The sequence below is a fragment of the Methylobacterium sp. yr668 genome, assembly GCF_900116245.1.
GTDB lineage: Bacteria > Pseudomonadota > Alphaproteobacteria > Rhizobiales > Beijerinckiaceae > Methylobacterium.
Genome location: NZ_FOZY01000028.1, coordinates 14,740 through 39,427, shown reverse-complemented (window position 1 = coordinate 39,427; position 24,688 = coordinate 14,740). Strand labels below are relative to the sequence as shown.

At 74.0% G+C, this 24,688-nt stretch carries 18 protein-coding genes and 1 pseudogene; 12 read left to right on the top strand and 7 right to left on the bottom strand.

Annotated features, from left to right (window positions below):
- Nucleotides 1-207 precede the first annotated feature (207 nt).
- Both BM419_RS25195 and ugpB read left to right on the top strand, forming a co-directional pair.
- A complete protein-coding gene (locus tag BM419_RS25195; RefSeq protein WP_091928054.1) occupies nucleotides 208-2,553 on the top strand; it encodes a sensor histidine kinase in 2,346 nt (781 codons plus the stop codon).
- Nucleotides 2,550-3,935, top strand: a complete 1,386-nt coding sequence (gene ugpB, locus BM419_RS25190; RefSeq protein WP_091928030.1) for a sn-glycerol-3-phosphate ABC transporter substrate-binding protein UgpB — start codon at nucleotides 2,550-2,552, stop codon at nucleotides 3,933-3,935. Before BM419_RS25195 ends, ugpB begins: the two co-directional genes overlap by 4 nt.
- Nucleotides 3,936-4,065: 130 nt before the next feature.
- Here ugpB and BM419_RS25185 read toward each other — a convergent pair whose 3' ends face one another.
- The 5 genes from BM419_RS25185 to BM419_RS25165 form a co-directional block, all read right to left on the bottom strand.
- Nucleotides 4,066-5,703 (bottom strand): ABC transporter substrate-binding protein, encoded by a 1,638-nt coding sequence (locus BM419_RS25185; RefSeq protein WP_091928029.1) that lies wholly within the window; start codon nucleotides 5,701-5,703, stop codon nucleotides 4,066-4,068.
- Nucleotides 5,700-8,039, bottom strand: a complete 2,340-nt coding sequence (locus tag BM419_RS25180) for a sensor histidine kinase (protein ID WP_091928028.1) — start codon at nucleotides 8,037-8,039, stop codon at nucleotides 5,700-5,702. Before BM419_RS25180 ends, BM419_RS25185 begins: the two co-directional genes overlap by 4 nt.
- Nucleotides 8,040-8,283: 244 nt before the next feature.
- Nucleotides 8,284-8,499 carry a hypothetical protein gene (locus BM419_RS25175; protein WP_091928027.1) on the bottom strand — a complete coding sequence of 72 codons (216 nt, stop codon included), beginning with the start codon at nucleotides 8,497-8,499 and terminating at the stop codon, nucleotides 8,284-8,286.
- 15 nt (nucleotides 8,500-8,514) lie between these two features.
- Entirely contained in the window at nucleotides 8,515-8,784 is a 270-nt protein-coding gene (locus tag BM419_RS25170) for a hypothetical protein (protein WP_020093134.1), read from the bottom strand.
- A 141-nt stretch (nucleotides 8,785-8,925) separates the two neighbouring features.
- Nucleotides 8,926-9,687, bottom strand: coding sequence for a response regulator (locus BM419_RS25165; protein ID WP_056533312.1), 762 nt, complete (start codon nucleotides 9,685-9,687; stop codon nucleotides 8,926-8,928).
- 134 nt (nucleotides 9,688-9,821) lie between these two features.
- Between BM419_RS25165 and BM419_RS25160 the strand changes: the two genes are divergently transcribed.
- Nucleotides 9,822-11,576: an ATP-binding response regulator gene (locus BM419_RS25160; protein WP_091680607.1), complete on the top strand. Its 1,755-nt coding sequence runs from the start codon at nucleotides 9,822-9,824 to the stop codon at nucleotides 11,574-11,576.
- 19 nt (nucleotides 11,577-11,595) lie between these two features.
- Nucleotides 11,596-11,829 carry a hypothetical protein gene (locus BM419_RS32585; protein WP_091928026.1) on the top strand — a complete coding sequence of 78 codons (234 nt, stop codon included), beginning with the start codon at nucleotides 11,596-11,598 and terminating at the stop codon, nucleotides 11,827-11,829.
- A 63-nt stretch (nucleotides 11,830-11,892) separates the two neighbouring features.
- On the opposite strand, the gene BM419_RS25150 is transcribed toward BM419_RS32585, so the two are convergent.
- Together BM419_RS25150 and BM419_RS25145 are read right to left on the bottom strand one after the other, a co-directional pair.
- Nucleotides 11,893-12,402 carry a c-type cytochrome gene (locus BM419_RS25150; protein ID WP_091928025.1) on the bottom strand — a complete coding sequence of 170 codons (510 nt, stop codon included), beginning with the start codon at nucleotides 12,400-12,402 and terminating at the stop codon, nucleotides 11,893-11,895.
- A gap of 54 nt (nucleotides 12,403-12,456) precedes the next feature.
- Nucleotides 12,457-13,848 (bottom strand): aminotransferase-like domain-containing protein, encoded by a 1,392-nt coding sequence (locus BM419_RS25145; protein ID WP_091928024.1) that lies wholly within the window; start codon nucleotides 13,846-13,848, stop codon nucleotides 12,457-12,459.
- Between the two features lie 205 nt (nucleotides 13,849-14,053).
- Between BM419_RS25145 and BM419_RS25140 the strand changes: the two genes are divergently transcribed.
- From BM419_RS25140 to BM419_RS25100, 8 genes and pseudogenes are all read left to right on the top strand, one after another.
- Complete coding sequence (locus BM419_RS25140; RefSeq protein ID WP_085986796.1) at nucleotides 14,054-14,458, top strand: DUF983 domain-containing protein; 405 nt, start codon at nucleotides 14,054-14,056, stop codon at nucleotides 14,456-14,458.
- Nucleotides 14,459-14,837: 379 nt separating this feature from the next.
- Nucleotides 14,838-15,995, top strand: coding sequence for an AAA family ATPase (locus BM419_RS33300; RefSeq protein ID WP_348273202.1), 1,158 nt, complete (start codon nucleotides 14,838-14,840; stop codon nucleotides 15,993-15,995).
- A gap of 56 nt (nucleotides 15,996-16,051) precedes the next feature.
- Entirely contained in the window at nucleotides 16,052-16,444 is a 393-nt protein-coding gene (locus BM419_RS25125) for a hypothetical protein (RefSeq protein WP_139257110.1), read from the top strand.
- Nucleotides 16,441-18,354 carry a hypothetical protein gene (locus tag BM419_RS25120; RefSeq protein ID WP_091928020.1) on the top strand — a complete coding sequence of 638 codons (1,914 nt, stop codon included), beginning with the start codon at nucleotides 16,441-16,443 and terminating at the stop codon, nucleotides 18,352-18,354. Before BM419_RS25125 ends, BM419_RS25120 begins: the two co-directional genes overlap by 4 nt.
- Nucleotides 18,339-21,314 (top strand): hypothetical protein, encoded by a 2,976-nt coding sequence (locus BM419_RS25115; protein WP_091928019.1) that lies wholly within the window; start codon nucleotides 18,339-18,341, stop codon nucleotides 21,312-21,314. Before BM419_RS25120 ends, BM419_RS25115 begins: the two co-directional genes overlap by 16 nt.
- A gap of 110 nt (nucleotides 21,315-21,424) precedes the next feature.
- Nucleotides 21,425-22,351, top strand: a complete 927-nt coding sequence (locus BM419_RS25110; RefSeq protein ID WP_091928018.1) for a LysR substrate-binding domain-containing protein — start codon at nucleotides 21,425-21,427, stop codon at nucleotides 22,349-22,351.
- A 131-nt stretch (nucleotides 22,352-22,482) separates the two neighbouring features.
- Complete coding sequence (locus BM419_RS25105; RefSeq protein ID WP_091928017.1) at nucleotides 22,483-23,727, top strand: MFS transporter; 1,245 nt, start codon at nucleotides 22,483-22,485, stop codon at nucleotides 23,725-23,727.
- Nucleotides 23,724-24,677: pseudogene (locus BM419_RS25100) on the top strand (alpha/beta fold hydrolase). The gene BM419_RS25105 and the pseudogene BM419_RS25100 overlap by 4 nt, the downstream one beginning before the upstream one ends.
- Nucleotides 24,678-24,688 lie beyond the last annotated feature (11 nt).

Here is a 24,688-nt window from a genome sequence, read left to right as displayed (position 1 = left end):
TGTTTCCCCTCATTCGGCCTTCGAGGACCGTTGTGCGGGGCGGTATCTACGCAAGCGGTGCTGCGGGAATATTGCGTCCCGTGTTGCTTCAGCGCTCTCGGGAAGTCATCGCGCCGATGGCACAATAACGGAGTGTGTCGTCGCGGAATCAGCGACGGATCGGGGAGCGGGACGGGTGACGGGGCGCGGGACACGGTGCGCGGCGCGATGATCCGCGGGTTGGGGAGGTCCGGGATCGCGCGCCGCGTCCTCGTGGTCGGCGCGATTCCGATTCTCGTCGCGGCCGCCATCGCGCTGGGCGCCTGGATCCTGCTCTACGAGGCCGAGCGGGCCCGGACCGGCGCCGTGGTGGCGACGGAGACCGCACAGACGCTGACGTCGATGAACCGGGCGCGGGCGGATGCCGTCAGCGGCGGCACCGAGCGGCGGGACGAGGCCGAGCGACGCTTCGACGAGCGGGCCGCCACGGCGGCCGGGCAGCTCGAACGCCTGGAGGGTCTCGCGCGCACGCGTGGCCAGTCGGCTCTCGTGGCGACCGTCACGGGCGATCTGAACTCGCAGGTGACGCGCATGCGCTCGCTCCTGCTCTCCGAGCGGACGGCGAACGCGACGATCGCCGATATGGCCCGGCGGGCGGACGCCCTGGTGGCGCTGACCGACGTCGCGCGCCGGCGCCAGCAGCAGGACAACGCCCAGTTGATCGCCGTCCTGGCCGTCAAGGATGCCGAGCTGGAGCGGAACCAGGGCGTCGTCACGGCCCTCCGGGAGCTCCGGGAGGCGATCAGCACCGCGGAGCTAAACCGGGCGCGCATCGGCCGCCCGGTCTTCCCGATCGAGTTCGATGAGCTCGCCGCCGACCTGCGGCAGCTCGATGCGGTGGGCGACCGGCTGCGCCGCGTCCTGCGGGTCGACGGCGAGGCGGGGGCGGCGGACCGGGCGACGGAGCTCCTGAAGGCGTACCGCGACCGGAGCCGGACCGAGGACGGCCTCAACAGGGTGCTCTCCGAGGGCTTCGAGCTGACCCGCGCGACCCAGGCCGGCCGCGTCCTGGTCGAGTGGTGCGACCAGCTCGTCCAAGTGAACGTCACCCGGCAGAACCGGCTGTATGAGGAGGTCGCGCTCCTGATCCGTCACTCGGTCCTCTCGAACGAGGCCGAGCTCTCCGCCCAGGACATCGCCCTCACGGCCCTGCGCCTGGCCCGGCGGACGGATGCGGCCCTGGCGCGCCGGGATACTGCGGAAGCGTCGCGGGTGCTGGAGGCGGGCGCGGAGCTGTCGGGCACGTCCCGGACGCTGCTCATCCCGGTGAGCATCCGGGACGAGATGGCGGAGGCGATCGACGGGTGGCGCACGCAGCTCGCCGCGACGATCGGGAAGATCGGCGAGCAGAACGAGACCATCGCCGACATGGACAGCCGCGCCGCCACGATGAGCGCCAACGCGCAGACCCTGAGCCGGGCCTTCATCGACGATGCCGACCAGTTCGGCAGCGTGATCCGGCAGTTGCTGGTCGTGGGGGCGGTCGGCGCCCTGTGCCTGGGGATCGGCGCCGCCGCCGCGGTGGCGCGCTCGATCACCCGGCCGCTGCACGCGCTCCAGCACAGCATCGTCACCGCCGCCGCCGCGCCCGCCCCCGAGGATATCGGCCGCGACAGTCACCTGCTCACCCGACGCGACGAGCTCGGCGACATCGCCAGGGCGACCAACGCGTTCCTGGAGCAGATCCGCCGCCGCGAGGCGGACCGGCGCAACGCCTCCCAGCGCGCCGACGACGCGCTCACGACCCTGCGGCAGGCCCAGGAGGACCTGATCCGCGCCGAGCGGCTCGCCTCGCTCGGGCAGCTCGTGGCGGGCGTCTCGCACGAGATCAGCACCCCGCTCGGCATCGCCCTGACCACGGCGACGCAGGTCCAGTCCGACTCGGCCGCGTTCGCGCGCATGGTCGGGGACAACCAGCTCTCCCGGTCGCGGCTGACCCAGTATGCCGGGCGGATGCGGGAGGGCGCGCAGCTCCTGACCAGCAACCTGATGCGCGCGGCCGATCTCCTCTACAGCTTCAAGCAGGTGGCGGCCGATCAGGCCATCGAGGACCGCCGCCCGCTGAACCTCGCGGACTGGATCGACGAGCTCCTGAAGAGCCTGCGCGCCCTGGCGCGGCCGGGCCGCCACGTCTTCGAGGTCGACTGCCCGCCCGATCTCGTCGTCGACACCCTGCCGGGGATCCTGGCGCAGGTCGTCTCGAACGCCGTCAAGAACGCGATCGAGCACGGCTTCCAGGATCGGGAGGGCGGCCGCATCACCATCACGGGGATCCGGTCCGGGGACGGCATCGGCCTCTCCATCGCCGATGACGGGCGCGGCATCGACGGGGCCGACCTCGGCCGCGTGTTCGACCCGTTCTTCACGACGGCCCGCGCCCGCGGCGGCACGGGCCTGGGCCTGCACATCGTCCACAACCTCGTGGTGAACCGCCTCCAGGGGCGGGTCGAACTGCAGAGCAGCGCGGGTGCCGGCACGGTGCTGCGGCTGTGGCTACCGGAGCGGCTGGCATGAGCGGCGCGACGCAACCCATCCGGCGCGGCGTCGGCCGCTCGAGGCTGCCGAGCGCCGGCCTGCTCATGACGCTGCTCGTCGGGCTACTCGTCGGGCTGCCCGCCGCGCTGCGCCCGCTGCCCGCCGCGGCCCTCACCGAGATCCAGTTCTGGCACGCCCTGGACGGGCCGAACGGCGAGCTGGTGACCCGCCTCGCCGAGACCTTCAACGCCTCCCAGCCGGACTACCGGGTCGTGCCGGTCTACAAGGGCTCCTACGCCGAGACGATCAGCAGCGGCATCACGGCCTACCGCACCGGCGCGGCGCCGCACCTGCTGCAGGTCTTCGAGGTCGGCAACGGCACCATGGCGGCCGCCGTCGGCGCCGTCAGGTCCGTCGCCACCGTGATGCGGGAGGCCGGGCTCTCGGTGACGCCCGAGGACTTCCTGCCGGTCGTCGCCACGAATTATCGGGATGCCGAGGGCGGGATGCTGTCACTCCCCTTCAACGTCTCCTCGACGGTGATGTGGATCAACCGCGACCGGTTCCGTCTGGCGGGACTCGACGCCAAGCAGCCCCCGGCGACCTGGCCCGAGGTCTTCGAGGCCGCGCGGCGGCTCAAGGCGGCGGACGGCAAGCGGTGCGCCCTGTCCTCCGCCTGGCCGACCTGGGTGCATCTCGAGCAGCTGTCCGTCTGGCACGACCGGCCGCTCGCGACCCGCTCCAACGGCCTGGACGGCTACGATGCCGAACTCGTCTTCAACGGCCCGCTCCAGGTCCGCCACCTGCAGAACCTCGTCGACCTGAAGCGCGCGGGCGTGTTCGAGTACAACGACCGCGTCAATCGCGGCGAGAACCGGTTCGTCTCGGGCGACTGCGCGATCTTCCTCACCTCGTCCAGCCTGTACGGCAAGGTCGCCACCGCGGCCCGGTTCGACTGGACGGTCGTGCCCATGCCCTTCTATCCCGACGTCGTGCCGGAGCCGCAGAACGCGATCCTGGGCGGCGGCTCGCTCTACGTGATGCAGGGCAAGACGCCGGACGAGTACCGCGGCGTCGCCCGGTTCCTGGCCTTCCTGATGGACGGGCGGCAGCAGGCCGCGATGTACCGGAACACCGGCTACATCCCCACCACGCGCGCCGCCTACGCCGACGCGGTGGCGGAGGGCTTCTTCGAGCGGCACCCGCAGCTCCACGTCGCCGTGCAGGAACTCACCCGGCGGCCGCCGACGCGCAACACCGCCGGTCTGCGCCTGGGCAACATGCTGCAGATCCGGGACATCTGGGCCGAGGAACTGGAGGCGGCGCTCGACGGCGCGAAGGCGCCGCAGCGGGCCCTCGACGACGCCGTGGCGCGGGGCAATCAGGTGCTGCGGGTCTTCCAGCAGCGGACCAAGAAGTGAGCGTGGCCGGTCGGTCGGCCCACCCCGTCATCGCGAGCGCCGCGAAGTGTCCCAGGGATGCGCGCCGTTAGTGGACGTGGCGCTGCTGGATTGCTTCGCTCCGCTCGCACGGACGGCGCTGTCGTTGCCGTCAGCGCGGGTCGCGGAACCGCACCGTCTCGAACAGGTGGCGGCCGAGGGGATCCATTGTCAGGCCGAGCACGTCGTCGCGGAGCGCCAGATGCACCTTGGTGTGGGCCAGGGGCACCCAGGGCATCGCACGCCGGGCGATGGCCTGAGCCTGCCGGTACAGAGCCTGGCGCGCCTCCCGGTCGCCGGTGCGGCGGGCGGCCTCGACCAGCCGGTCGTAGGCCGGGTCGCACCAGCGGGCGAGGTTGGCGCCGCCGGTCTGGGCGGCCTTGCAGCCGAGCAGAACGTTCAGGAAGTTGTCCGGGTCGCCGTTGTCGCTCGTCCAGCCGTAGAGCATCAGCGTGGGCTCTCCGCCGTATAGGGCGGCGCGGTACGCGTTCCAGGGACGCGTGACCGGGCGCGCGCGGATGCCAACTTGCGCGAGGTCGGCCTGGATCATGTCGGCGACGCGCCGGCCGTTCGGGTTGTAGGGTCGGCTGACTGGCGGATACCACAGGTCAACGTCGAAGCCGTCGGCGAGCCCGGCCTCGGCCAGCAGGCGCAGCGCCTCGCCGCGGTCGAAGGGGGTGTCCGGCAGGTCCGCGTCGTGGGCCCAGATCCCGGGCGGCAGCGGCCCCTGCGCCAGGATCCCCGCGTCGCCGTAGACGCCCGCCACGATCGCCCGCCGGTCGATGGCGAGGTTGACCGCGCGCCGCACCCGGACGTCGCCGAAGGGCGCACGGGTCGTGTTGAGGGCGAGATAGGCGACGTTCAGCTCGGCCAGCGCGAGCAGCGTCAGGCCCGGCTCCGCCCGGATCGCGTCGAGGTCGCCGGTCGCCGGGAACGCCATAGCGTGGCACTCGCCGGCCCGCAGCTTGTTCAGCCGGACCGCCGCGTTCGGCGTGATCGCGAAGACGAGACCGTCGGGGCGTTCGCCCGGCTCGTTCCCGTCCGCGGCGCGGCGCCAGTAATCCGGGAAGGCGCGGTAGCGGAGGACCTGATCCGGCCGGTACCCCTCGAAGACGAACGGGCCCGTCCCGATGGGCGCCCGGGCGAGGTCGTCCGACGCGTTGCCGGCCGCGAGGGCGGCCGCGTACTCGGCGGACAGGATGGCGCCGAAGGCCTGCGCGATGTTGGCGAGGAAGGTGGTGTCGGCCTCGCGCAACCGGAAGCGGACGTGGCGCGGATCCTGGGCGTCGACGGTCTCGATCAGGTCGGCGAGGCCGAGATCGTGGAAGTAGGTGAAGCCCTGCGCGGCGCCGTCGGGCCCGGAGCGCCGCTGCCGGGTGAACGAGAACACCACGTCGTCGGCGTTCAGGGCGCGCGTGGGGGTGAAGCGCGCGTTGGTGTGGAAGCGGACGCCGTCCCGCAGAGCGAAGACGTAGGTCCGGCCGTCCTCCGAGACCGTCCAGGATTCGGCGAGGGCCGGGCGGATCGTCGTGGTGCCGGGCACGAACTCCACGAGCGCATTGTAGACCTGCCACGCGGCGTTCATCGTGGTGGTGGTCGTGGCGCGGGCGGGATCGAAGGATTCCGGGCTGCCTTCCGAGCAGAACACGAAGGTGCGCGCCGACGCCGGGCCGTGACCCAGGATCAGCGCCGAGATGAAGGCGACCGCCAGGGCGCGCTGGCCGGCGCGGTATGCCGCGGCCGGCCTCACGGCGTCTGGATCGCGCCGGTCCGCGGCCGGGCGGCCGCTCCGGCACCCTGGGCGGGAAAGTCGACCTGCACGACGGTCCCCTGGCCGGGCTCGCTGCTGACCGCGATGCGGCCGCCGAGCTTGGCGGTCACGAGATTGTGGACGATGTGCATGCCGAGCCCCGTGCTGCCGGCGCTGCGGGCCGTCGTGAAGAACGGGTCGAAGATCCGGTCGAGGTGCTCCGGCGGGATGCCCTGACCGGTGTCGCGGACCTCCATCCGCACGAGGCCGCCCTCCCGTTCCGACACGTGCACGGTGATCCGTCCCGGCTCGCCCGCCCGGAACCCGTGCACGACCGCGTTCGCGATGAGGTTGGTCACGATCTGCGCGAGCACGCCGGGATTGGTGTCGATGACGAGGTCCGCGGGGCAGGCGCGCTCCACCGTATGGCCGCCCTTGCGCAGCATCGGCCTGAGGCTCGCCAGCAGGTCGTCAAGCCAGGTCGCCAGCACGACGCTGCGGCTCTCGTCGCTGACGCGGTCCACCGCGACCTGCTTGAAGCCCTGGACGAGGTCGGCGGCCCGGGTAAGATTCGTGCAGAGCAGGGTGGCGCCCTCCTCGACCCGGTCGACGAAGTGGTTCAGCCGGGACCGCGACAGCGTGCCGGCGGACAGGCCTGTGCGGAAGGTCCGCGCCTCGTCGCTCATGAGCGTCCCGGTGGTGAGCGCGATGCCCAGCGGCGTGTTGATCTCGTGGGCGACCCCGGCCACGAGCTGCCCGAGGGAGGCGAGCTTCTCGGCCCGGACGAGGTTGTCCTGGGTCCGGCGCAGCTCGACCAGGGCGACGTCCGCCTGATCCTTGGCCCGTCGCAGCGCGCCTTCCCGGCGGGTGATCTCGGAGACGAAGACCGCGGTGGCGCGGGCGATGTCGCCGAGCTCGTCGCGGCGTGCCGTGCCTCGCACGGCCGCCCTCGCCGGGTTACCGGTCAGCATGACCATGTCGCCCTGGAGGGCGCGCAACGGCACCAGGATCGAGCGGGCGACGAGGATCACGACCAGCGCGCCGAACAGCAGGAGCCCGGCCGCGCCGGCGAGCAGGATCCGCTGGATGACGATGCCGGACCGGTCGGCATCCTCCACGAAGGCGTCGTTGAGCGCCTTGGCGCTGTCGATCATCGTCGCGGCGAGCCCGTCCATCGCGACGATCATGGCGTTCTGCTGCCGCAGGCCCCCGATGGTGGTGGTGAGGCGCCCGCGCCACCCGTCGAGGGCCTGGACCATCTCGGCCTGGATCAGCGGCGAGATCGGCAGCGAGGCGGCGCTCCGGGCGAGGCGCTCGCCCTCGTCGCGCATCTGCTCGGCGAGGGCCGCGTCCCGGTGCAGGAGGGCGCCCGCGGTGCGCGGCCCCAGCTTGAGGGTGCCGATCGCGACGTTCTGGGTGGCGCGCTCGATCTCGTTGGCCTCCACGGAATAGGCCAGCAGCTGCGCCACCTCGTCGTGCAGGCTCTCCTGGCCGGACGTCTCGATCTTCAAGGTGCGCTCGATCCAGGCGTCGAGCTTCGCGCGGAGGTCCGGCTTCCACCCCGCCGTCTCGGCGGTGAGCGCGTCGAGGGCCTCCGCCTCGGCGTCCCGGCCGTCGGCCCGCAGCGCCGCCGCGAGGTCGCGGCTGGCGGCGCGGAAGAGGCCCTGCGCGCGCGGGCCGTCGCCCTCCGAGACCGCCGCTCCGGCGGGGCCGGCCGCGGGGGCATCGCTCCGGGCCGCGGCCTGGGCGGCGATCTGAGCAGCGATCACGGCGCTCTCCGCGCTGCGGGCTCTCAGGGCGTTGAGGCGGGCGACGAGTCCCCGGGCGACCCGCAGCGCCTCGACCTTCTCGGCCGTCGAGCGCGCGAGGTCGGCGTTCGAGGCCTGCTGGCGCAGGCGCGCCCGGTCGGCGAGGTCGATCAGGGTGTCGGCCCGCTGCGTCATCTCGCGGATCAGGCCGTCATTCTCCCGGGTCCGGCGGACGAAGGCGTCCATCTCGCCCCGGTAGCCGGCCAGCGCCCGCTCCACCGAGGCGGTCCGCGCGCGCTGCTCGTCGATGCGGGCGAAGCCGGCGAGCCGGCCGAGGCCGGCCTCGGCCCGTGCCGTCAGGCTGGCGAAGCGCTCGGCGTAGGCGGGCCGGTCCTGCGCGTCCGCGGCGGCGTACTGGTCGCGGACCAGGCGGGCGGTGGCGATGTCGTGGTACACGTCGGCGGCCAGGACCGCGCCGCGCCGGGCGCGCTCCTCCTGCGCCAGGAGGAGCCAGCCGGCCATGGCGATCGCGCCGGCGGCGAGGATCGGCACGCCACCGACCAGGGCGATCTTGGGTCCAACCCGCATCCGCGTCCCGACATAGGGGTCCGGCAGCAACTTAAGGCCGTGCCGGAGAGCGGTGCAATCGGGCGGCGTTCCGGCGACCGGATCACCCGGTGTCCGCGCGCAGTCTTCGGTCGCTGCCGCCCGCCCCGTCATCGCGCGCGCAGCGAAGCGACCCAGGGCTGCGCGCGTCCGGCCGATACGGCGCCGCCGGGTCGCTTCGCTGCGCGCGCAGAGACGGCGTCGAAGCCATCCGCCACGGGCGGTCTCAGCGATGTCGGGATCGGGGCGGCCGCGGGTCCGGGCCGGCCAGCACGGCATCCTGCGCGTCACGCGCGCGATCGCGCGGCGCCGGCACGCCGAACCGCTCGGCGCAGGTCGGCAGGCGCCGCGGAGCGCGTTCTCCGGCGCGCAGCATGCGGCGCAGCGCACCGAGCAGGTCGGGATCTTCGTCGGCACCGGGGTCGTCGCGGAAGTGCGGCATGGCGGTTCGCGCCCCTCACCGACGGCCGGGCGCGGCGTCGACCGCGATGAGCCGGACGCGACGGCCCGCCGGGTCGCCGACCGGGCCGGCGCCCGCGCAGGCGCCGGGCGGGTACGGCCAGGCCGCCCCGCCACAGGCGGCGCCGTCACGGGCCGCCGCGGAGGCTTTTGCGCCCCCGCTGGCCTGCATCGGCACCGTGCTGGCCGCTTGGGTCCAGCCGACGAGCGCCAGGACGCAGAGCGTGCCGAAAGCCGCGGCCGACGAGGTACCGATCACGTGTCGCATGGCCCGTCCTCCGGGCACCTCCGGCCCTCGGTCCTGCCACGCTGATAGGGACGCTCCGTACCGCGGATATTGCTTCCAGCCAGATCTGGAGCGTGAATTGTTGCGTCACCCCATCACGACGCAACATTGATCCGGGTCGCATCAGTCTCCCTCGGGGCGGAATATGTATCCGAGGCCCCGCACGGTGCGGATGTAGCGCGGATTGCCGGGGTCCGGCTCGACCTTTTTGCGGATGCGGTTGATCCGTACGTCGATGGCGCGGTCGAACGCGTCCGGGTCGCGGGCGTCCGCGAGGTCGAGCAGGCGCTCGCGCGAGAGCGCCCGCCGCGGATTGTCGGCGAACGCCTTCAGCAGGTCGAATTCCGAGCGGGTGAGCGCCTGCTCCAGACCGGCATCGTCGCTGAGGCGCAGGGCGTCGAGCTCCAGCCATTTCGTGCCGAACCGGATGCGGCGCCCGCTCACGGGAACCGGGGCCGGCGCGGCGGTCGGCGTCTGCACGCGGCGCAGGACCGAGCGCACGCGGGCGACCAGCTCGCGCAACTCGCAGGGCTTGGGCAAGTAATCGTCGGCCCCGAGCTCCAGCCCGACCACGCGGTCGATCGCGCTCGCCGTGGCGGTGAGCATGATGATCGGGATCGCGGTCCGGGCCTTGAGGTCGCGCACGATGGAGAGCCCGTCCTCCTCGGGCATGTTCAGGTCGAGCACGATCAGGTCCGGGCTGTGGCCGGCGAGGTGCTCCCGCAAGGAGCGCCCGCCGTCGCACAGGACCACCGAGAACCCGTGGAGCTTCAGGTAATCCCCGACCATCTCGCGGGTCGCCGCCTCGTCGTCCACCACGGCGATCGACGGGATCGCCGCACCGCCGCGGGCGGCGCCGGGGGCGGGGCTGTCTGGTATGGTCATCGCAGCGGTGCGCACTTTCCGGGTTCGCTCTTGAACGAATGCAGGAATCGTATCGGCTCACGGTAGCGTGACAAGTTTTCAACACGATTTCTAGCGTAGTCGTCCGATTGCGAGCAGCATTTCAGGTCATAGCCATGGACGATGACACCCTCACGCTGATCCCTGACGACCTCGACGAGGCGCAGCCGACCGCGGGAGCCTGGGTGATCGCCGTGATCGACGACGATCCGGCCGTGCATGACGGCACGCGCTACGCGCTGGCGAGCTACACCCTCGACGGGCGCGGCCTGGAGATCCTCACCGCCCGTTCGGCCGCGGAGGCGCGGGTGCTGCTCGCCGAGCGCCGCGACGTGGCGGTGGTGCTGCTCGACGTGGTGATGGAGACCGACAATGCCGGGCTGGAGCTGGTGGACTACATCCGGCGCGAGCTCCGGCAGGAGACCGTGCGCATCATCCTGAGGACCGGCCAGCCCGGGCAGGCGCCGGAGCGGCGGATCATCGTCGACTACGACATCAACGACTACAAGGCGAAGACCGAGCTGACCGCCGACAAGCTGTTCACCAGCCTCACCGCGGCCCTGCGCGCCCATCAGCAGCTCAAGCGCCTCGACGAGACCCGGCGCGGGCTCGAGATCATCATCGACGCCGCGCCGATGCTCCTCGATCACAAGTCGATGCAGCGCCTGGCGGAGGGCGTCCTCACCCAGGTCGCCTCGCTCCTGAACGTCGCCTGCGCCGGCATCCTGGTCCTGCGCGAGACCGCCGCCCCGCAGGAGCGCTTCTGCGTCCTGGCCGGATCCGGCTGCTACGGCCACTACGCCGGGCGCGAGCCGTGCTGGCCGCTGGAGGAGCGGGTGCAACCGCTCGTCGAACGGGCCTTCGCCGAGCGCCGGCACAGCTTCGGCGAGCACTGGTCGACCCTGTATCTGCACACGGCGAGCGGCAGCGAGATCGTCGCGCTGATCGAGGCCGACCGCCAGTTGTCCGAGACCGACCGGTCGCTCATCGCCCTGTTTACGAGCCGGCTGTCGATCGCCTTCGACAACGTCATCCTCTACGAGCGGCTGCAGCTGACCAACGCCGACCTCGAGCGGCGGGTCGTCGAGCGGACCGCCGAGCTGATCCGGGCGAATCGCCGGCTGGACCTGCAGCGCTCGGACCTGCGGCGCGCCAACAGCCTGAAGACCGAGATCCTCGGCACGATCGCGCACGATCTGAAGAACCCGCTGGCAGTCATCCTCGGCCGCGCCGAGATGCTGTCCGACCTGATCGACATGCAGGGCGACCGGGAGCAGATGCGGGCGCAGGTGCAGCACGTGCGCACCAGCGCCAAAGGGCTGACGACCATGATCGACAGCCTCATGGCCGACGCGATGAACGACGCCCTCGACATCAGCCTGCGCCGGGAACCGGTCGACCTCGCGGGCCTCGCCCGGGAGGTCTGCGAGGCCGACCGGCCACTCGCCGACGCGAAGGACCAGACCCTGGTCTGCGAAGGCCCGGACGAGCTGTTCCTCTGCGGCGACGCCGAGCGCCTGCGCGAGGCCCTCGACAACCTCGTCTCGAACGCCATCAAGTACAGCCCGGTGGGCGGGGCGATCACGGTCCGGGTCAGCCGCGAGCCGGGCCCGCGCGGCGCGGAACTGATCTGCGCCGTCGCCGACCACGGGCCCGGCCTCTCGCCGGAGGATTCGGCCCGCGTGTTCGGGCGGTTCCAGCGCCTGTCGGCCAAGCCCACCGGCGGCGAGAACTCGACCGGTCTCGGGCTCTCGATCGTCCGTCGGATCGCCGAGCTTCACGGCGGCCGCGCCACGGCGGAGAGCGCCGGTCCGGGGCTGGGGGCGGTCTTCGCGATCCGCTTCCCGGAAGAATCCGTCGGGCTGATCTGAGGGATCGCCGGGTCAGTCCGTGCCGCCACGCGAGACGTCGCGCAATCCGGCGGCAGAGGAGCTTGACCACAACGCCGCTCCGAGGCGGCCGATCACCGGCCGCGACCGCGAGGAGACGGCCGATGGCGACGCGCAGGATGACGAAACCGCGTCCGGATCCGACCGGCTCGTCGCTTGGTCGATGATCGCGCGTCTCGCACCGGCTCTGATCCAGTACGCGCAGGGCGTCGCCCTGCCCGCGCGCTTCGTCTGACCGGCAGGACGATCCCGGCTCCGATCGCGTCGCGAGGGACGCGCGATGCCGCCGGGGTGCCGCTCAAGGCCGCGACGGGTGCGCCTCTGCGTCACCGTCCCCCGGTGACCGGGTCCGGAGATAGGCGATGAGATCCCCCCGATCGAGGGGATCGGGAAGGCCGCGGAAGGTCATGCGCGTGCCGGGCGCCAGCTTCGCCGGGGCGGCGAGCCAGAGGTCCATCCGCTCCGGTGTCCAGACGCCGCCCAGCGCCTGGAGCGCCCCGGTATAGCCGTAGCGCCGGCTGTTGCTGGCGACCGGCTTGCCGAGCACGCCGTAGAGTTCGGGTCCGTTCCGATCGCCCGCCCCCGGGCTGATCGTGTGGCAGGCGGCGCACTGACCGAACAGCCGCCCGCCGCGCTCCGCGTCGGCCACCCGCATGACGTCGTCGAACGTCGGGGTCTCGCCCAGGGCGCGGCGGCGCTCCCGTCCGTCGTCCGAGCAGGCTGACGCGAGCAGTGCCAGCGCCAGTGCCGAGACGCGCGAGGGACGACGCGGGATCCGCGGGCACGTCCGCCTGAGACACCGGAGCATCGCGTTCCCTTCGCGGTCAGAGGGGTCGGACCGGCACGCGCCGCCTCGGCCGGCTCAGACAACGGTGGAGATCGCGCCGGGCGGGTGCGCCAGCAGCGTCGCGAGCAGGCTGAGGCCGTACCGGAGCGTCTCGGCGTCCGGCGCCGCACCCAGGGAGACGCGGATCGCTTCCGGGGCGGCCCCGACCGCGAAGGCGTCGCTCGGGACGACCGACACGCCGAGCTGGCGCGCGTGGGCGCCGAACTCGCCGCGACGCCAGGGATCGGGCAGCCGGAGCCACAGATGGTGCCCGCACGGATGCGCCCAGACGTCCAGGTCCCGGAGCGTCTCGCGCGCGACCGCCTGCCTGAGCTCGTTCTCCTGCCGGATCGCCGCGACGATGCCGTCGAGTTCGCCCTCGGCGATCCAGTGCGAGGCGAGCGCGGCCGTGAGGGGCGAGGCCATCATGTTGATGGCGCGCAGTTCGGCCGCCAGCCGCACCGCCTCGTTCGTTCCCGGGACCGCGACGTAGGCGATGCGCAGGCCGGGACTCGCGCATTTGGACAGCGTCGCGATGTGCCACGTGATGTCGCTCGCCTGGGACGCGATGGGAGCCGGCGCATCGTGGGGCAAGGCGCCGTACGCGTCGTCCTCGATGATGGCGACGCCGTGCGTGCGGGCGATCTCGGCGATCCGCCGACGCCGGATTGCCGGCAGGGTCGCGGTGGTCGGGTTGTCGAGGGTCGGCACGAGGTACAGGGCCCGCGGCCGATCGGATCGGCACCGCTCGAGCAGGGCGTCCGGGTCGAGCCCCTCCGCGTCGCCGGCCACAGGCAGGAGGCGGACGCCGCGGCGCTCCGCGGCCACGCGCAGCCCGGGATAGGTGAGCGCCGGGACGCAGAGGGCGTCGCCCGGCTTCAGGACGGCAGCGAGCACGGCGGCGAGCACGACCTGGGCACCGCCGGCCACGAGGACGCGCTGCATCGGGAGCGCCCCGAGCCGTTGACCGAGCCAGTGCGCCGCCGCCGCCCGGTCGGCGAGGTTCCCGGCACTGTCCTGGTACTGCATCCGGGCTAGGAAGGTGGACGAACCGGCCAACCGCGACAGACCCGCCTCCAGGCGCTCCGCCAGCCGCGCCGCCTCCGGCTGGGGCGGCATGTTCATGCTGAAATCGACGCTTCCGGACGGATCGGGCCTGCGCATCTCCCCGGCCGGCGATCGGGACGCCCGGACGAAGCTGCCCCGCCCCGCGGTCGCGTCGATCAGGCCCGTTCGGCGCGCCTCGTTGAAGGCGCGCGTGACCGTCGTGAGATCGACGTTGAGGTGCTTCGCCAGGGCGCGCTGCGGCGGAAGGCGCTCTCCCGGCGAGAGCCGGCCGGCCCGGATGTCCTCGGCCAACGCCCGGACGATGGCGAGGTACTTGGGCCCCGTGCCGCCGGCGATTGTCGGGCTCCAGGATTCCATCATTGACCCCTGTAATCCCACCACTGTATGCATACATTGAGCGTGCGGCCAGGTCGCTCAGTGCTCGTAACCGGCCGCGATCCGCCAGAAACCTGTCGAATTGCTCAGTCTCAACCGCGATTGTATGGCTCAATATGCCATACAATCGGCAGGCGCAAGGCCGGTCGATCAGGGATCGGCGCCGGCCTGTTGCTCAGGACCGTCGATGATGCAGAGGACCACCGACCAATCGCTCATGTCCGTCGGCCTGCGCTGCCGCTGCCCGCGCTGCGGGACAGGACGCCTGTTCGACGGCTTCATCACCCTGCGGCCGCGCTGCGAGGCGTGCGGGCTGGACTACGGCTTCGCCGATCCGGCGGACGGGCCCGCCTTCTTCATCATGATGACGATGGCGTTCCCCGTCACCGCTTTCGGGATCTGGCTGGAACTCACCTACGATCCGCCGCTCTGGGTCCACGCCGTGGTGACGCTGCCGCTGCTCCTCCTGGCCTGCGTGCCGATCATCCGGCCGCTGAAGGGGCTCTTCATCGCCAGTCAGTACATCAACAAGGCCGAGGAGGGACGCCTCGCGGTCCCGAAGGCGCCGGTCTCCGGTCCGACGTCGCGGGACTGACCGCGTCGCCGGTGCGTGCGCGCCGCCGCGATGGTCAGGCGGCGGTCGCGGCACGTTGACCGGAAGTCGACCGCCGGGCTAGCCTCGCGGAATCAGAGTATTCTGGGAGATCTCGTGGGCAGAATGTTTCGCCTGATCGTCCCGGCGCCGGGGCTGCGCGACGATAGTGGGAAGCGTACACGGGCAGATTTGGCATCTCGGCGGATGCCGGTGATCGGGACGCGCGGCCGCGCAGGAAAGTCTTCGGTCCGGCCGCGCCTCACGTCACGGGACGGGCTCCGCGAGGCGCCCGCCGCCGGCTCGACGGCGCGGCGCGGGACGGCACCGCGACCCATCGCCCTGTCGCGGCGAGCGGGCCGAACCTGACGGGAGGGGGGTTATCGATACCGCGATCGAACGCCTGGAGCGCGCCATCGGCCGCGCGGCCCGCGGCCTGGTCGGGCGTCGCCACGTGGTGGAGCTGGTGCACCTCGCGCTGGTGGCGCGCGAGCATCTCCTGCTGATCGGACCGCCCGGCACCGGCAAGTCGGCGGCGGTGCGGGCCTGCGCCGCCGGGACCGGGGCGCGCTGCTTCGAGTACCTGATCGGGCGCTTCACGGAACCGGCCGAACTGTTCGGCCCGCTGGACCTCGAAGCCCTGCGCGCGGGCAAGCTGCGGCCGGACATCTCCGGCATGCTGCCGGAGGCCGAGTTCGCCTTCCTCGATGAGGTCTTCCTCGGCTCGACCGCGATCCTGAACGCGCTTCTCGGCGTGCTGAACGAGCGCCGCTACCGCCGGGGGCATTTCGACACCGCCGTCCCGCTGCGCTGCTGCGTCGGCGCCAGCAACGCCCTGCCGGAGGATCCCGGTCTCGCGGCCTTCGCCGACCGCTTCCTCGTCACGGCCTTCGTTGATCCCCTGGCCGACACCGACCTGGAGGCCCTGCTCGCCGGCGACCCGGTCGCGTCCGTCGAACCCGGCGACGGGGAGGCGCCGCTGACGCTCGCGGAGATCGACGCCCTCGCCGAGGCCGCCGCGCGGATCGACCTCGCGCCGGTCCGGCCCGCCTACGCGCAGGTGGTGCGCAAGCTGCGCGCCCGCGGCGTGCGGCTGAGCGACCGGCGCGTGGTGCGGGGCCAGTCGCTCGTCGCGGCGGCGGCGCTCATCGCGGGCCGCATGGCCGCGGAGGAGGCCGACCTGTGGCCGGTGATCCACCTCGTCCAGGACCGGATCGCGCAGGACGAGGCCCGCGACCTGCTGCGCGTCGAGCTCGGCGCCGCGGCGAGCCCCGTCCTGCCCGCGGCCGCCAAGGCGGCGGGCTACGGTCCGGCCGCACGGGCCGCGGACCTCGCCAGGGAAGGGGAGGCTCTGGCCGCCTCCGCCCCGGACGACCGCACCGCCCCCGCCTTCGAGGCCTGGCTGGTCCGCGCCGAATCCTTCCTCGTGCAGATCGACGCCGCCTTCGGGGCGGAGGAGCGCCCGCCGGCCCTCGCCGCGGCGCGGGACGCGCTGCTGACGCGCTGCCGGGCACCGGTCGCGGGCGCGACTCCGGCGTGATCCCGGATCCGGCGCGTCTTCCCCTGCGGTTGATGCCGGCGGCCGGCGGCTCGCCGGTGGGTCTGCGCCTCACCCGCAGCGACGCGGCCGGTCTCTTGGCGCGGATCGCCCCGCGGATCGGCCGCTACGCCACCCTGCGCCTGGCGCTGGCGGGCGGCGAGGCCGTCCTGTTCGCCCCCGACACGGGCTCGGGCCGGCCGGCGCTGCCCTGGTGCGCGACGCCACTCGGGTGGCTGGCGGCCGACGGGCCGCTGCTCCTGCCCTTCGGGTGCCGCCTCGCCGTGCCGGCGCCCTGGCGCGCCGAGGTCGCGCGCCGCCTGCTCGACTGGCACGGTATGGGCGGTCCGGCCCTGCTCGTTCCCGAGGGCGAAACCCTGCGCCTGCTCGACCTCGCCGGGTCGCGCGCCGTGCCGGACATCGATACCGGCCGCCTGGGAGAGGCGGCGTGAGCGCCGCGTCGACCGGTCCGCGGACGACCCTTCCGCCGGCGCTCGCACCGTGGACGGCGCTCTTCTCCGACATGGCGGAACCGGATCTGCGGATCCTCGCGGCGCTGGTCGAGGCGCTGCGGCCCCTCGTCGAGCGGGCCGACGGCGCGGGCGGGCAACCGCAGGGCGAGATCGACGGGCTGGGGGGCCTCGGAACTCGCGGCGGGATCGAGCGCCTCGTCGCCTCGGAGTGGCTCTGGCGCGACCTCGATCCGGACGCCTTCCTGCAGCGCGCGGCCGAGCGCGACCTGCTGACCCTGGAGCCGGTCTACCGTCAGGCGGCGGATGCGGGCGCCGTGCTGGTCGTGGTCGATGCCGGGCCGGAACTCCTCGGCGCCCCCCGCCTCGTGGCCTTCGCGGCGCTGCTCTGCCTGGCCAGCCTCGCCCGGCGGCGCGGCGCGCGCCTGCTCTGGGCCTCGACCGCCACGCCGGAGCGGCGCTGGCTCGGCGCGTTGAAGCGGTCCGACGCCGCGATCCTTCTCCGCGAGAGCGCCGCCACATCCCTCGACGCGGTCGAACTCGAACGGGTCCTGGCCGAGGCGGTCGCGACCCGCGCGGCCGGGCGGCCCGGCGCCTGCCTCTGGCTCATCGGCGGATCCGACCTGCCCGAAGCGGCGCGACCGTGCCGGCGGATCACCATCGTGGAGCGGCCGCGTCTCGGGCCGGACGGCCTCGCCGTGGCCGCCGACGTCACCGTGCTGGACGCCACCGGCCCTGTCGCCGCCGCGCGCCTCGACCTCCCGCCGGAGCGCGAGGCGGTGGCGCTGTTGCGCGACCCGTTCCGGCCCCGTCCGGCTCCCGGACGCCCGCCGTCCCGGCGGTCCGCGCCCGACCGGAGCGCGGCGCCTCCGGACTGGGCGCCCCGCGGGCTGGCCTTCGCGCCCTGCGGCGAGCACCTCTTGGTGGCGCGGCCCGACGGCATCCTTATCGTCCCCGTCACCGGCACCTCCGGCGCGCTGCGCCTGCCGGTCGCACCCCACGAGCGCCTCGTGGGGCTCGCCGTCGGCCGGTCGCGGATCCGGGCCGCGTGCCTCAACGTCTACGCCGACGACGCGCGCCTGACGCTCCGCAGCTGGACCTTCGACCGCTCGGGCGCCGCTGCGACGCTCGACCGGCGGATCCCGCGGGACCATCCCCTGGTGTGCCGGCGCCTGCCGAAGGCGGTTCTGCCGCCCCTCGGGACGCTGAAACGCCGCAACCGGTCCTGGCTCCTGGCGGCCGACGGCACGGCCTTCCTGGTCTCGGAGACGCGGCTGATCGACTACGCGCCGCTCGCGGGCGAACTTCCCCTCGCGGTCACGCCCGCCGGTCTGCTGATGCGCGATCGCGCGGACGGAGTGATCGCGCGGCGGCCGTCCGACGGGAAGGTCGTGGCGCGGTTCCCCGGCCGGGCCGGATCGCTGCGGCCGGGCGGCGGCCTCGCCCTCTGCGCGGTGCGCGGGCAGCCCACCCTGGGGATCGAGCAGGCGGGCGGGCACTGGCACGTGGTGAACGCCGCGGACGGAGTGGTCGCGCACCTCGGGCCGCAGGGCCGGATCATCGGCATCGTGCCCCCGTACGACGGCGTGCGCGCCCAGGCCGTCGGAAGCCTCCTCGCCCTCCATCTCGACCGCGACGAGGCGGCCTCGGCGCGCCTGACGTTCCGGACCCCGGACGGCGCGGCGGCGGGCGATCCCCTGACGCTTCCGGACGCGACCCTCGAGGCGGTGCGCGTCGCCGTCGATGCCGATGCCGTCCCGTGCATCGCGGCCGCGCGGTGCGACGCAGGGGGCTTCGTCGACGCGCTCGCCTTCGGCCAGCTCGACCGCGGATGGTCCCACCTGAGAGATCTCGGCGCGTTCACGGAAGCCGTCCCGTGCCTGGGCGCCTGAGGCCGCCGCCGGTCCCCGATGCCCGGGAGCCGCTCGCGGCCCTGCGCCCGCGCGGCTGGTTGCATGCCGGCACGATCCCCCTCGACGGGATCCTGATGGCGCGCGGCTCCGCGGGGCCGGACTGGCGCGCCCGGCTCCTTCCCTGGCTCGAGCACGCCGCGGAGGTGCGGGCACGCGGCGATCGCGTGCTCGTGCTGTTCGCCGCGCCCGTCACGCGGGACTGCGCGGCCCTCGGACCGGTCCTGCCGGTCGTGCGCAGTGCCGGGATCCTGACCGCCGTACCCCTCGCCGAGCCGGAGCCGCCCGTCGCCGCGGCCCTGCGGGACCATGTCGTCCACATGACGGGGGGACGCCTCGCCGCAGAGCCGCTGGCGGCCTTCGCCAGTCTCGACATCGCCGGTTGGTGGGATCTCGACGCGATCGCGGTACATCCGGCCGAACGCCTGCCGGTCCTGCGACCGGCGCCGCCAGCGCGCCGCCTCGTCAGCGCCCCCGCCCTCGTCGCCGACGCGGACCCCCTCGCGCCGGTCCGCGACGCCGCGACCCGGCGGCCGCGGCGCCGGACGAAGCACGTCCTCGGCGATCTCGTCACCCGCTTCCGGCGCCTGATCGGCGGCGCTTTGGGGCTCCTCTGGACCGCCTACGTCGTCCTGCTGGCCTCCATCATGGTCGGCGCCATGGTGCTCGGCTTCGCCGAGAACGTCCGGACGACGGCGGAGCACGGGGCCGCCGCGGCCCACTGGGGCAGCCTCGCGCTGCCGGTGCTGGTCCTTCTCGTCCTCGCGTGGTTCGCGTTCCGGCGCCGCGGAGCGCGGGCCGCGCGTGAGGGCGCCACGCCCTCGGCCAGCCCGCCCGCCGGAACCGGCAGCGGGCGCACCCCCATCTGGCGCCGGGCGGCGGCGTGGCTCGCGTGGCGCTCGCCCTACGCGGCCCATCTTCGCCGCCTCTATGCCCGGCGGCTCACCGAGGTCGAGCGGCTGTTCGCGGCGGGGCGCGTCGACGAGGCCCTGTACCGGGCGATCGGTCTCGGCGGCGCGGCGCGGCGCGGGAGCGCCTTCGCCGACCTGCCCCTGACCGGGCCCGGGCTGCGCAGGAGCCTCGACCTCGATCTCGGGCCGCAGCGGGCGAACGGACTGAGCCTCGCGCCCGCGGACGAGATCCGGCTCGCGGCGCTCTACCGCGCGCAGGCCGTGGCGATGGCCGGACGCGGCGACACGGAACGCGCGGCCTTCGTGCTCGACAGCCTGGTCGGGAACCCGCACGAGGCGGTGCGCCTCCTCGCGGAATCCGGGCGCCTGGAGACCGCCGCCCGTCTGGCCGAGGCGCGCCGCCTCCCGCCCGCGACGACCGTCCCGCTCTGGTTCCGGGCGGGGCAGACCGAGCGGGCCCTGGCACTCGCCGCCCGCCACGAGGCCCACGCGGAGCTCTGGAAGGAACTCGGGGCCAACGATCCGTTCCGACCGGTCCTGGCCGAGGCCTGGGCCGCGCGCCTCGTCGGGATCGGCGCCCTGGATCGCGCCGCCGCGGTCACCTTCGGCCTGCCGGCTCTGGCCGAGCGGCGACTGGCCTGGATCCGGCAAGCCCTCGACGCCGAGACGCCGGTGCCGGCCGCGCCGCTCGCCCGGGCCCTGCGCGCCCTGTCCTGGGCGGGACGGGACGGCGACCGCCTGCACGCCGCCTTCGCGGACCTGGTGAGTGGGACCGGGGCCGAGGCGGCGGCGCGCCGGAGCGCGGTGGCCGCGCTCCTGCTCGACGCGCAGTTCGAGGGCGGTCCGGAGCGGCCGCCGACGCCCGCCTTCGCGCTCCTCTGCCGCGGCCTCGCGCGCCGCCTCGCCGCGGATGACGGCATCCTCGGCCACGATGCGGAGCGCGCCCGGCTCGCCGGGCGCCTCGCGGAAGCCGGCGGACAGGTCGCCCTGCGCCAGCATCTCCGGCAGCTCAGGACGCGCACCGCACCGTCCGCCTCCCGCTTGGCGGGCTCGCTCGTCGTCCCGGACGGCCCGGCGCTGGCCGAGATCGCCGATGCCGCGCTCCTGTCGGGCGGGCGGCTGCTCCTGGGCTACCGTTCCGGGCTCGTGCGCCTCCTCGGCCGCGCCGGCCGCGAGCGCTGGCGGGGACAGGTGGATGGCCTGACGGGCTTCGCGCGTCTCGGCGCGGGCGACCGGGCCCTCGTTCTGCGCGAGACGCTCGACGGCCCCGACGTCCAGCTCTTCGACGCCGGCACCGGACGGCTCCTGCCGCTCGGTCCCCTGCCGATCACGCACTGGCATGGTCAGGCGGACGAGACCGGCTGGCTCGTCTTCGACGGGGAGGCGCTCGTCCGGCTGGACACCGCCTCGCTCCTCGGTCGCGCGGGGGGCGCGCCCGGCTCCGACGGCGCCCTGGCGCACCATTGGCGCCTGCCCATGACCGAACCGGGCCGGCCGCTGCTGCTCGCCGCCTTCGCGGACGCGAGCGCCCTGATCTACGCCCGGCACGACGGCACGATCGAGTGGTGGAGCCTGTCCTCCCGCACCCTGGCGGTGACGTGCCGGTTCTGGACGCCGCCTGATCGCGGCGTCGGCGTGCTCGGCCTGACCGAGGCCGTCGCGTGGTCCCTCGAGGGGACCGGCGCGCATCCGCACCTGCGGGCGCATCCCCACGCTTTCACGACGGCCTCCCGGGAGCAGGAGCGCGCGTTGATCGAGGCCGCCGCGCGCGCGGAGCCCACGGATCCGCCGCGCCTAGTCGCGGCGGAGAACGGCCGCCTCTGGGCCGCGACCGCCACCGAGGAGGGGACGCTCTGGGCCGGCGTGCCCGGCGCGAACCGGATCCGCGGACCGGCCGTCCTGTGGCAGGGCAGCGGGAGCCTGCGCGTGCGCTTCGCTCCGGAGGGCGACGCCGCGGCCGTCTTCGACGAGCGCGGTCGCCTGATCGTGTTCGAGACCGTCACCGGACAGGTGATCCTGCGCCTGATCTGACCGGCCGGGCGCGCGCACCGCCTTGGGCACGCGACACCATCCGGGCTAGCTTCCCCGTCGGACGACGACGTCGCTGCCCCGGCGACCGGCAGGCTCACCCCGACGATCCCATGCGGCCCCGCACGCCTCCCCTCTCCACGCTCAGGCTCTTCGAAGCGGCCGGCCGCCATCTCAGCTTCGCCCGCGCGGCGTCCGAACTGAACCTGACGCCGAGCGCCGTGAGCCACGGGATCGTCGGCCTCGAGAAGGCGCTGGGCGTCAAGCTGTTCGTCCGGGAGCCGGGCCGGCTGGCGCTGACGCGCGAGGGGGCCGAGTACCTGACCTACGTGTCCGAGGCGCTGTCCCTCATCCTGATCGGCACGCGCCGCCTGCCCACACCGCGGTCCGGCAGGACCCTGGCCATCAGTTGCGCACCGACCCTGGCGACGCGGTGGCTGCTGCCCCGGCTCCCGGCCTTTCGCAGCCGCCACCCGCAGATCGCGATCCGGATCGACACCTCCCACCGGCAGGTCGGCTTCCCGATCGACGGCTTCGACTTCGCCCTCCGTCTCGGCCGGATTCCGACTCCGCGCCACCGCAGCGTCCACCTGTTCGAGGATTGGCTGCTCCACGTCTGCAGCCCGGCCCAGCGCGGGGCTGTCATCGGTCCGGACGGCGCCCTCGACCTTCGGCGCGCGACGACGATCCACGTCACCTCCGCGACCGAGGACTGGCAGGCCTGGAGCGACGCGTCGGGGGCGGTGGAGCTGGCCTCGGCCGACACCCTGCACGTCGACACGTTCGCGATGGCGCTCCAGGCCGCGGCCGCGGGCCTCGGCATCGCCCTCGGCCGGGGGGCGCTCATGGACCGGGAGCTGCGCGAGGGTACGCTCGTCGGGGTCGGCCCCGCCGTCCCGGCGGCGACCTCCCACTGGCTCGTGAGCGCCGAGGGCGACGACGACCGGCAGGAGCCCGACCTGTTCCGGACCTGGCTGCTGGCAGAGGCGCGCCGGTTCGCGGCCGAGCAGAAGCGGCGCTTCCCGGCCGGCGCCGCCTGAGGGCCCGACGGGACCGGGACGGCGCGCCCCGCCCGTGAGCGGCGTTCACTGCCCGTGGAAATCTTCTCGTTTGTCGCGCCGGCCGCCGGCTGCGAGCGTCTCCGCGAAGGCGACAGCCAACGGAGACCGCGATGGCAACGATCGGGCGCGCGGGCGCAGGGCGATGGGGCGGGTTGCCGGTGGTGGCAGTGGCGGTCGCGGCCGGCCTGGTTCTGAGCGGCGCGATGGGCATCCGGCAGACCTTCGGGCTGTTCCTCGGGCCCTTCTCCCTCGAGACCGGCATCCCGGTGGCGACGACCGCCCTCGCCATCGCCCTGCACAACCTCGTCTGGGGCTTCGCGCAGCCCTTCGCGGGCGCGGCGGCGGACCGCTACGGGGCCGCGCCGGTCGTCGCCCTCGGCGCACTGGTCTACGCGGGCGGCCTCGTCCTGACGGCGCTCGCGCCGACGGCGCCGACGCTGCTGCTCGGCCTGGGGCTGCTGGTCGGGATCGGGATCAGCTGTACCAGCTTCGGCGTCGTCCTGACCGCGGTCGGTCGCGCCTCGGCACCGGAGCGTCGCAGCGCGGCTCTGGGCCTCGCGAGCGCCGGCGGCTCGCTCGGCCAGGTGCTGCTCGTCCCGTTCGCGCAGTCCGTCACCGCGGTCGCGGGCGTGAGCGCGGGGCTCCTCGCGCTCGCGGCGATCATCGTCGCGCTCGCGCCGCTCGGTGTCGCGCTCGACCGCGCGCCCCGCGCCGGCGTGCCCGACGGCTCTTCGGCGGCCGGCAGCCTGTCCGAGGCGCTCCTGCGGGCGTGGCGGCACCCGGGCTACCGGCTGCTGACGCTCGGCTTCTTCACCTGCGGCTTCCAGCTCGCCTTCATCGCGACCCACCTTCCGGGGTACCTCGCCCTCTGCCACATGCCGGCGGGCCTGGGCGCGACCGCGCTGGCGCTGATCGGCCTGTTCAACATGGCCGGGAGCTGGGGGTGCGGCTGGCTCGGAGGCCGGTACCGGCCGCAGCACGTCCTAGTCTGGCTCTACCTCATCCGCGCCGCCGCGATCGGCACCTTCCTCGTCGCGCCGAAATCCGAGGCTGTCGTCCTCGCATTCGCGGCCGTGATGGGCCTGACCTGGCTGGGCACGGTCCCGCTGACGAGCGGCCTGGTGGCGCGGGTCTTCGGGATCCGTCACCTCGGGACGCTGTTCGGGATCGTCTTCCTCAGCCACCAGATCGGCTCGTTCCTCGGGGCGTGGCTGGGGGGCGTGGTTCTGGAGGTCTCCGGATCCTACGATGGGGTCTGGCTCGCCACGGCCCTCGCGGGCCTGATCGCCGCGCTCCTCCACCTCCCGATCGACGATCGTCCGGTCCCGGCGGCCACCGCCGAGGGGGTCCGATGACGCCCGTCCGCCACGCGCCCGCCGCGACCGCGGGTCTCGACGCGCGACCCGTGACGATCGCCTGCCGCGACGGCTACCGGCTCCGCGGTCATCTCTGGCGGCCCGAGGCGAGCCGACCGCCGGGCCGGGGCACGATCGTCGTCAATCCCGCGACCGGCGTCCGCGCGCGCTACTAGCACGCCTACGCGCGGTTCCTGGCCGAGCGGGGCTTCGTCGTGCTCACCTACGATTACCGCGGCATCGGCGAATCGCGGCCCGCGCGCCTGAGGGGATCCGGCATCCGCTGGCGGGACTGGGGCGAGCTCGACTTCGACGCCGCCGCCCAATGGATTCGGCAGCGCGAGGCGGGGCCGCTCACGGTCGTCGGTCACAGCATCGGCGGCTTCCTCCCCGGCTTCGCCGAGGCCGCGGGCGCGGTGGACCGCATCCTCACCGTCGGCGCGCAATTCGCCTATCGCCGCGATGATCGCGCCCGCGAGAGGCTCAGCATGATCGCGAAGTGGCACCTGCTGATGCCGTGCGTGACCGCCGCCGTCGGCTACTTTCCCGGCCGTCGGCTCGGATGGCTCGAGGATCTGCCGGCCGGCGTGGCCTACGAGTGAGCATTCCGCGGGCGGCGCATGGAGGCGAGCTACCCGGCCGCCGAGCGCCCCGCCCTCCTCGCCCGCTTCGCCGCCGTCCGCGCCCCGATCCTGGCGGTCGGTACGCCGGACGGCCCGTTCGGCACGCCGGCGGCGATCCGCCGGGGCCTCGGCTACTACGTGTCGAGCCCGCGCATCCAGGTACAGCTGACCCCGTCCGCGATCGGCGCGGAGGCGCCCGGCCATTTCGGCCTGTTCCACGCGCGCAGGAGCGGCGGATTCTGGGCCGACACGCTGCGCTGGCTGAGCGACGGGCAGAATCCCTGGCCGGACTCCGTGATCGATCCGGGTCGCCCGATCCCCGCCTGACCGCGCGTATC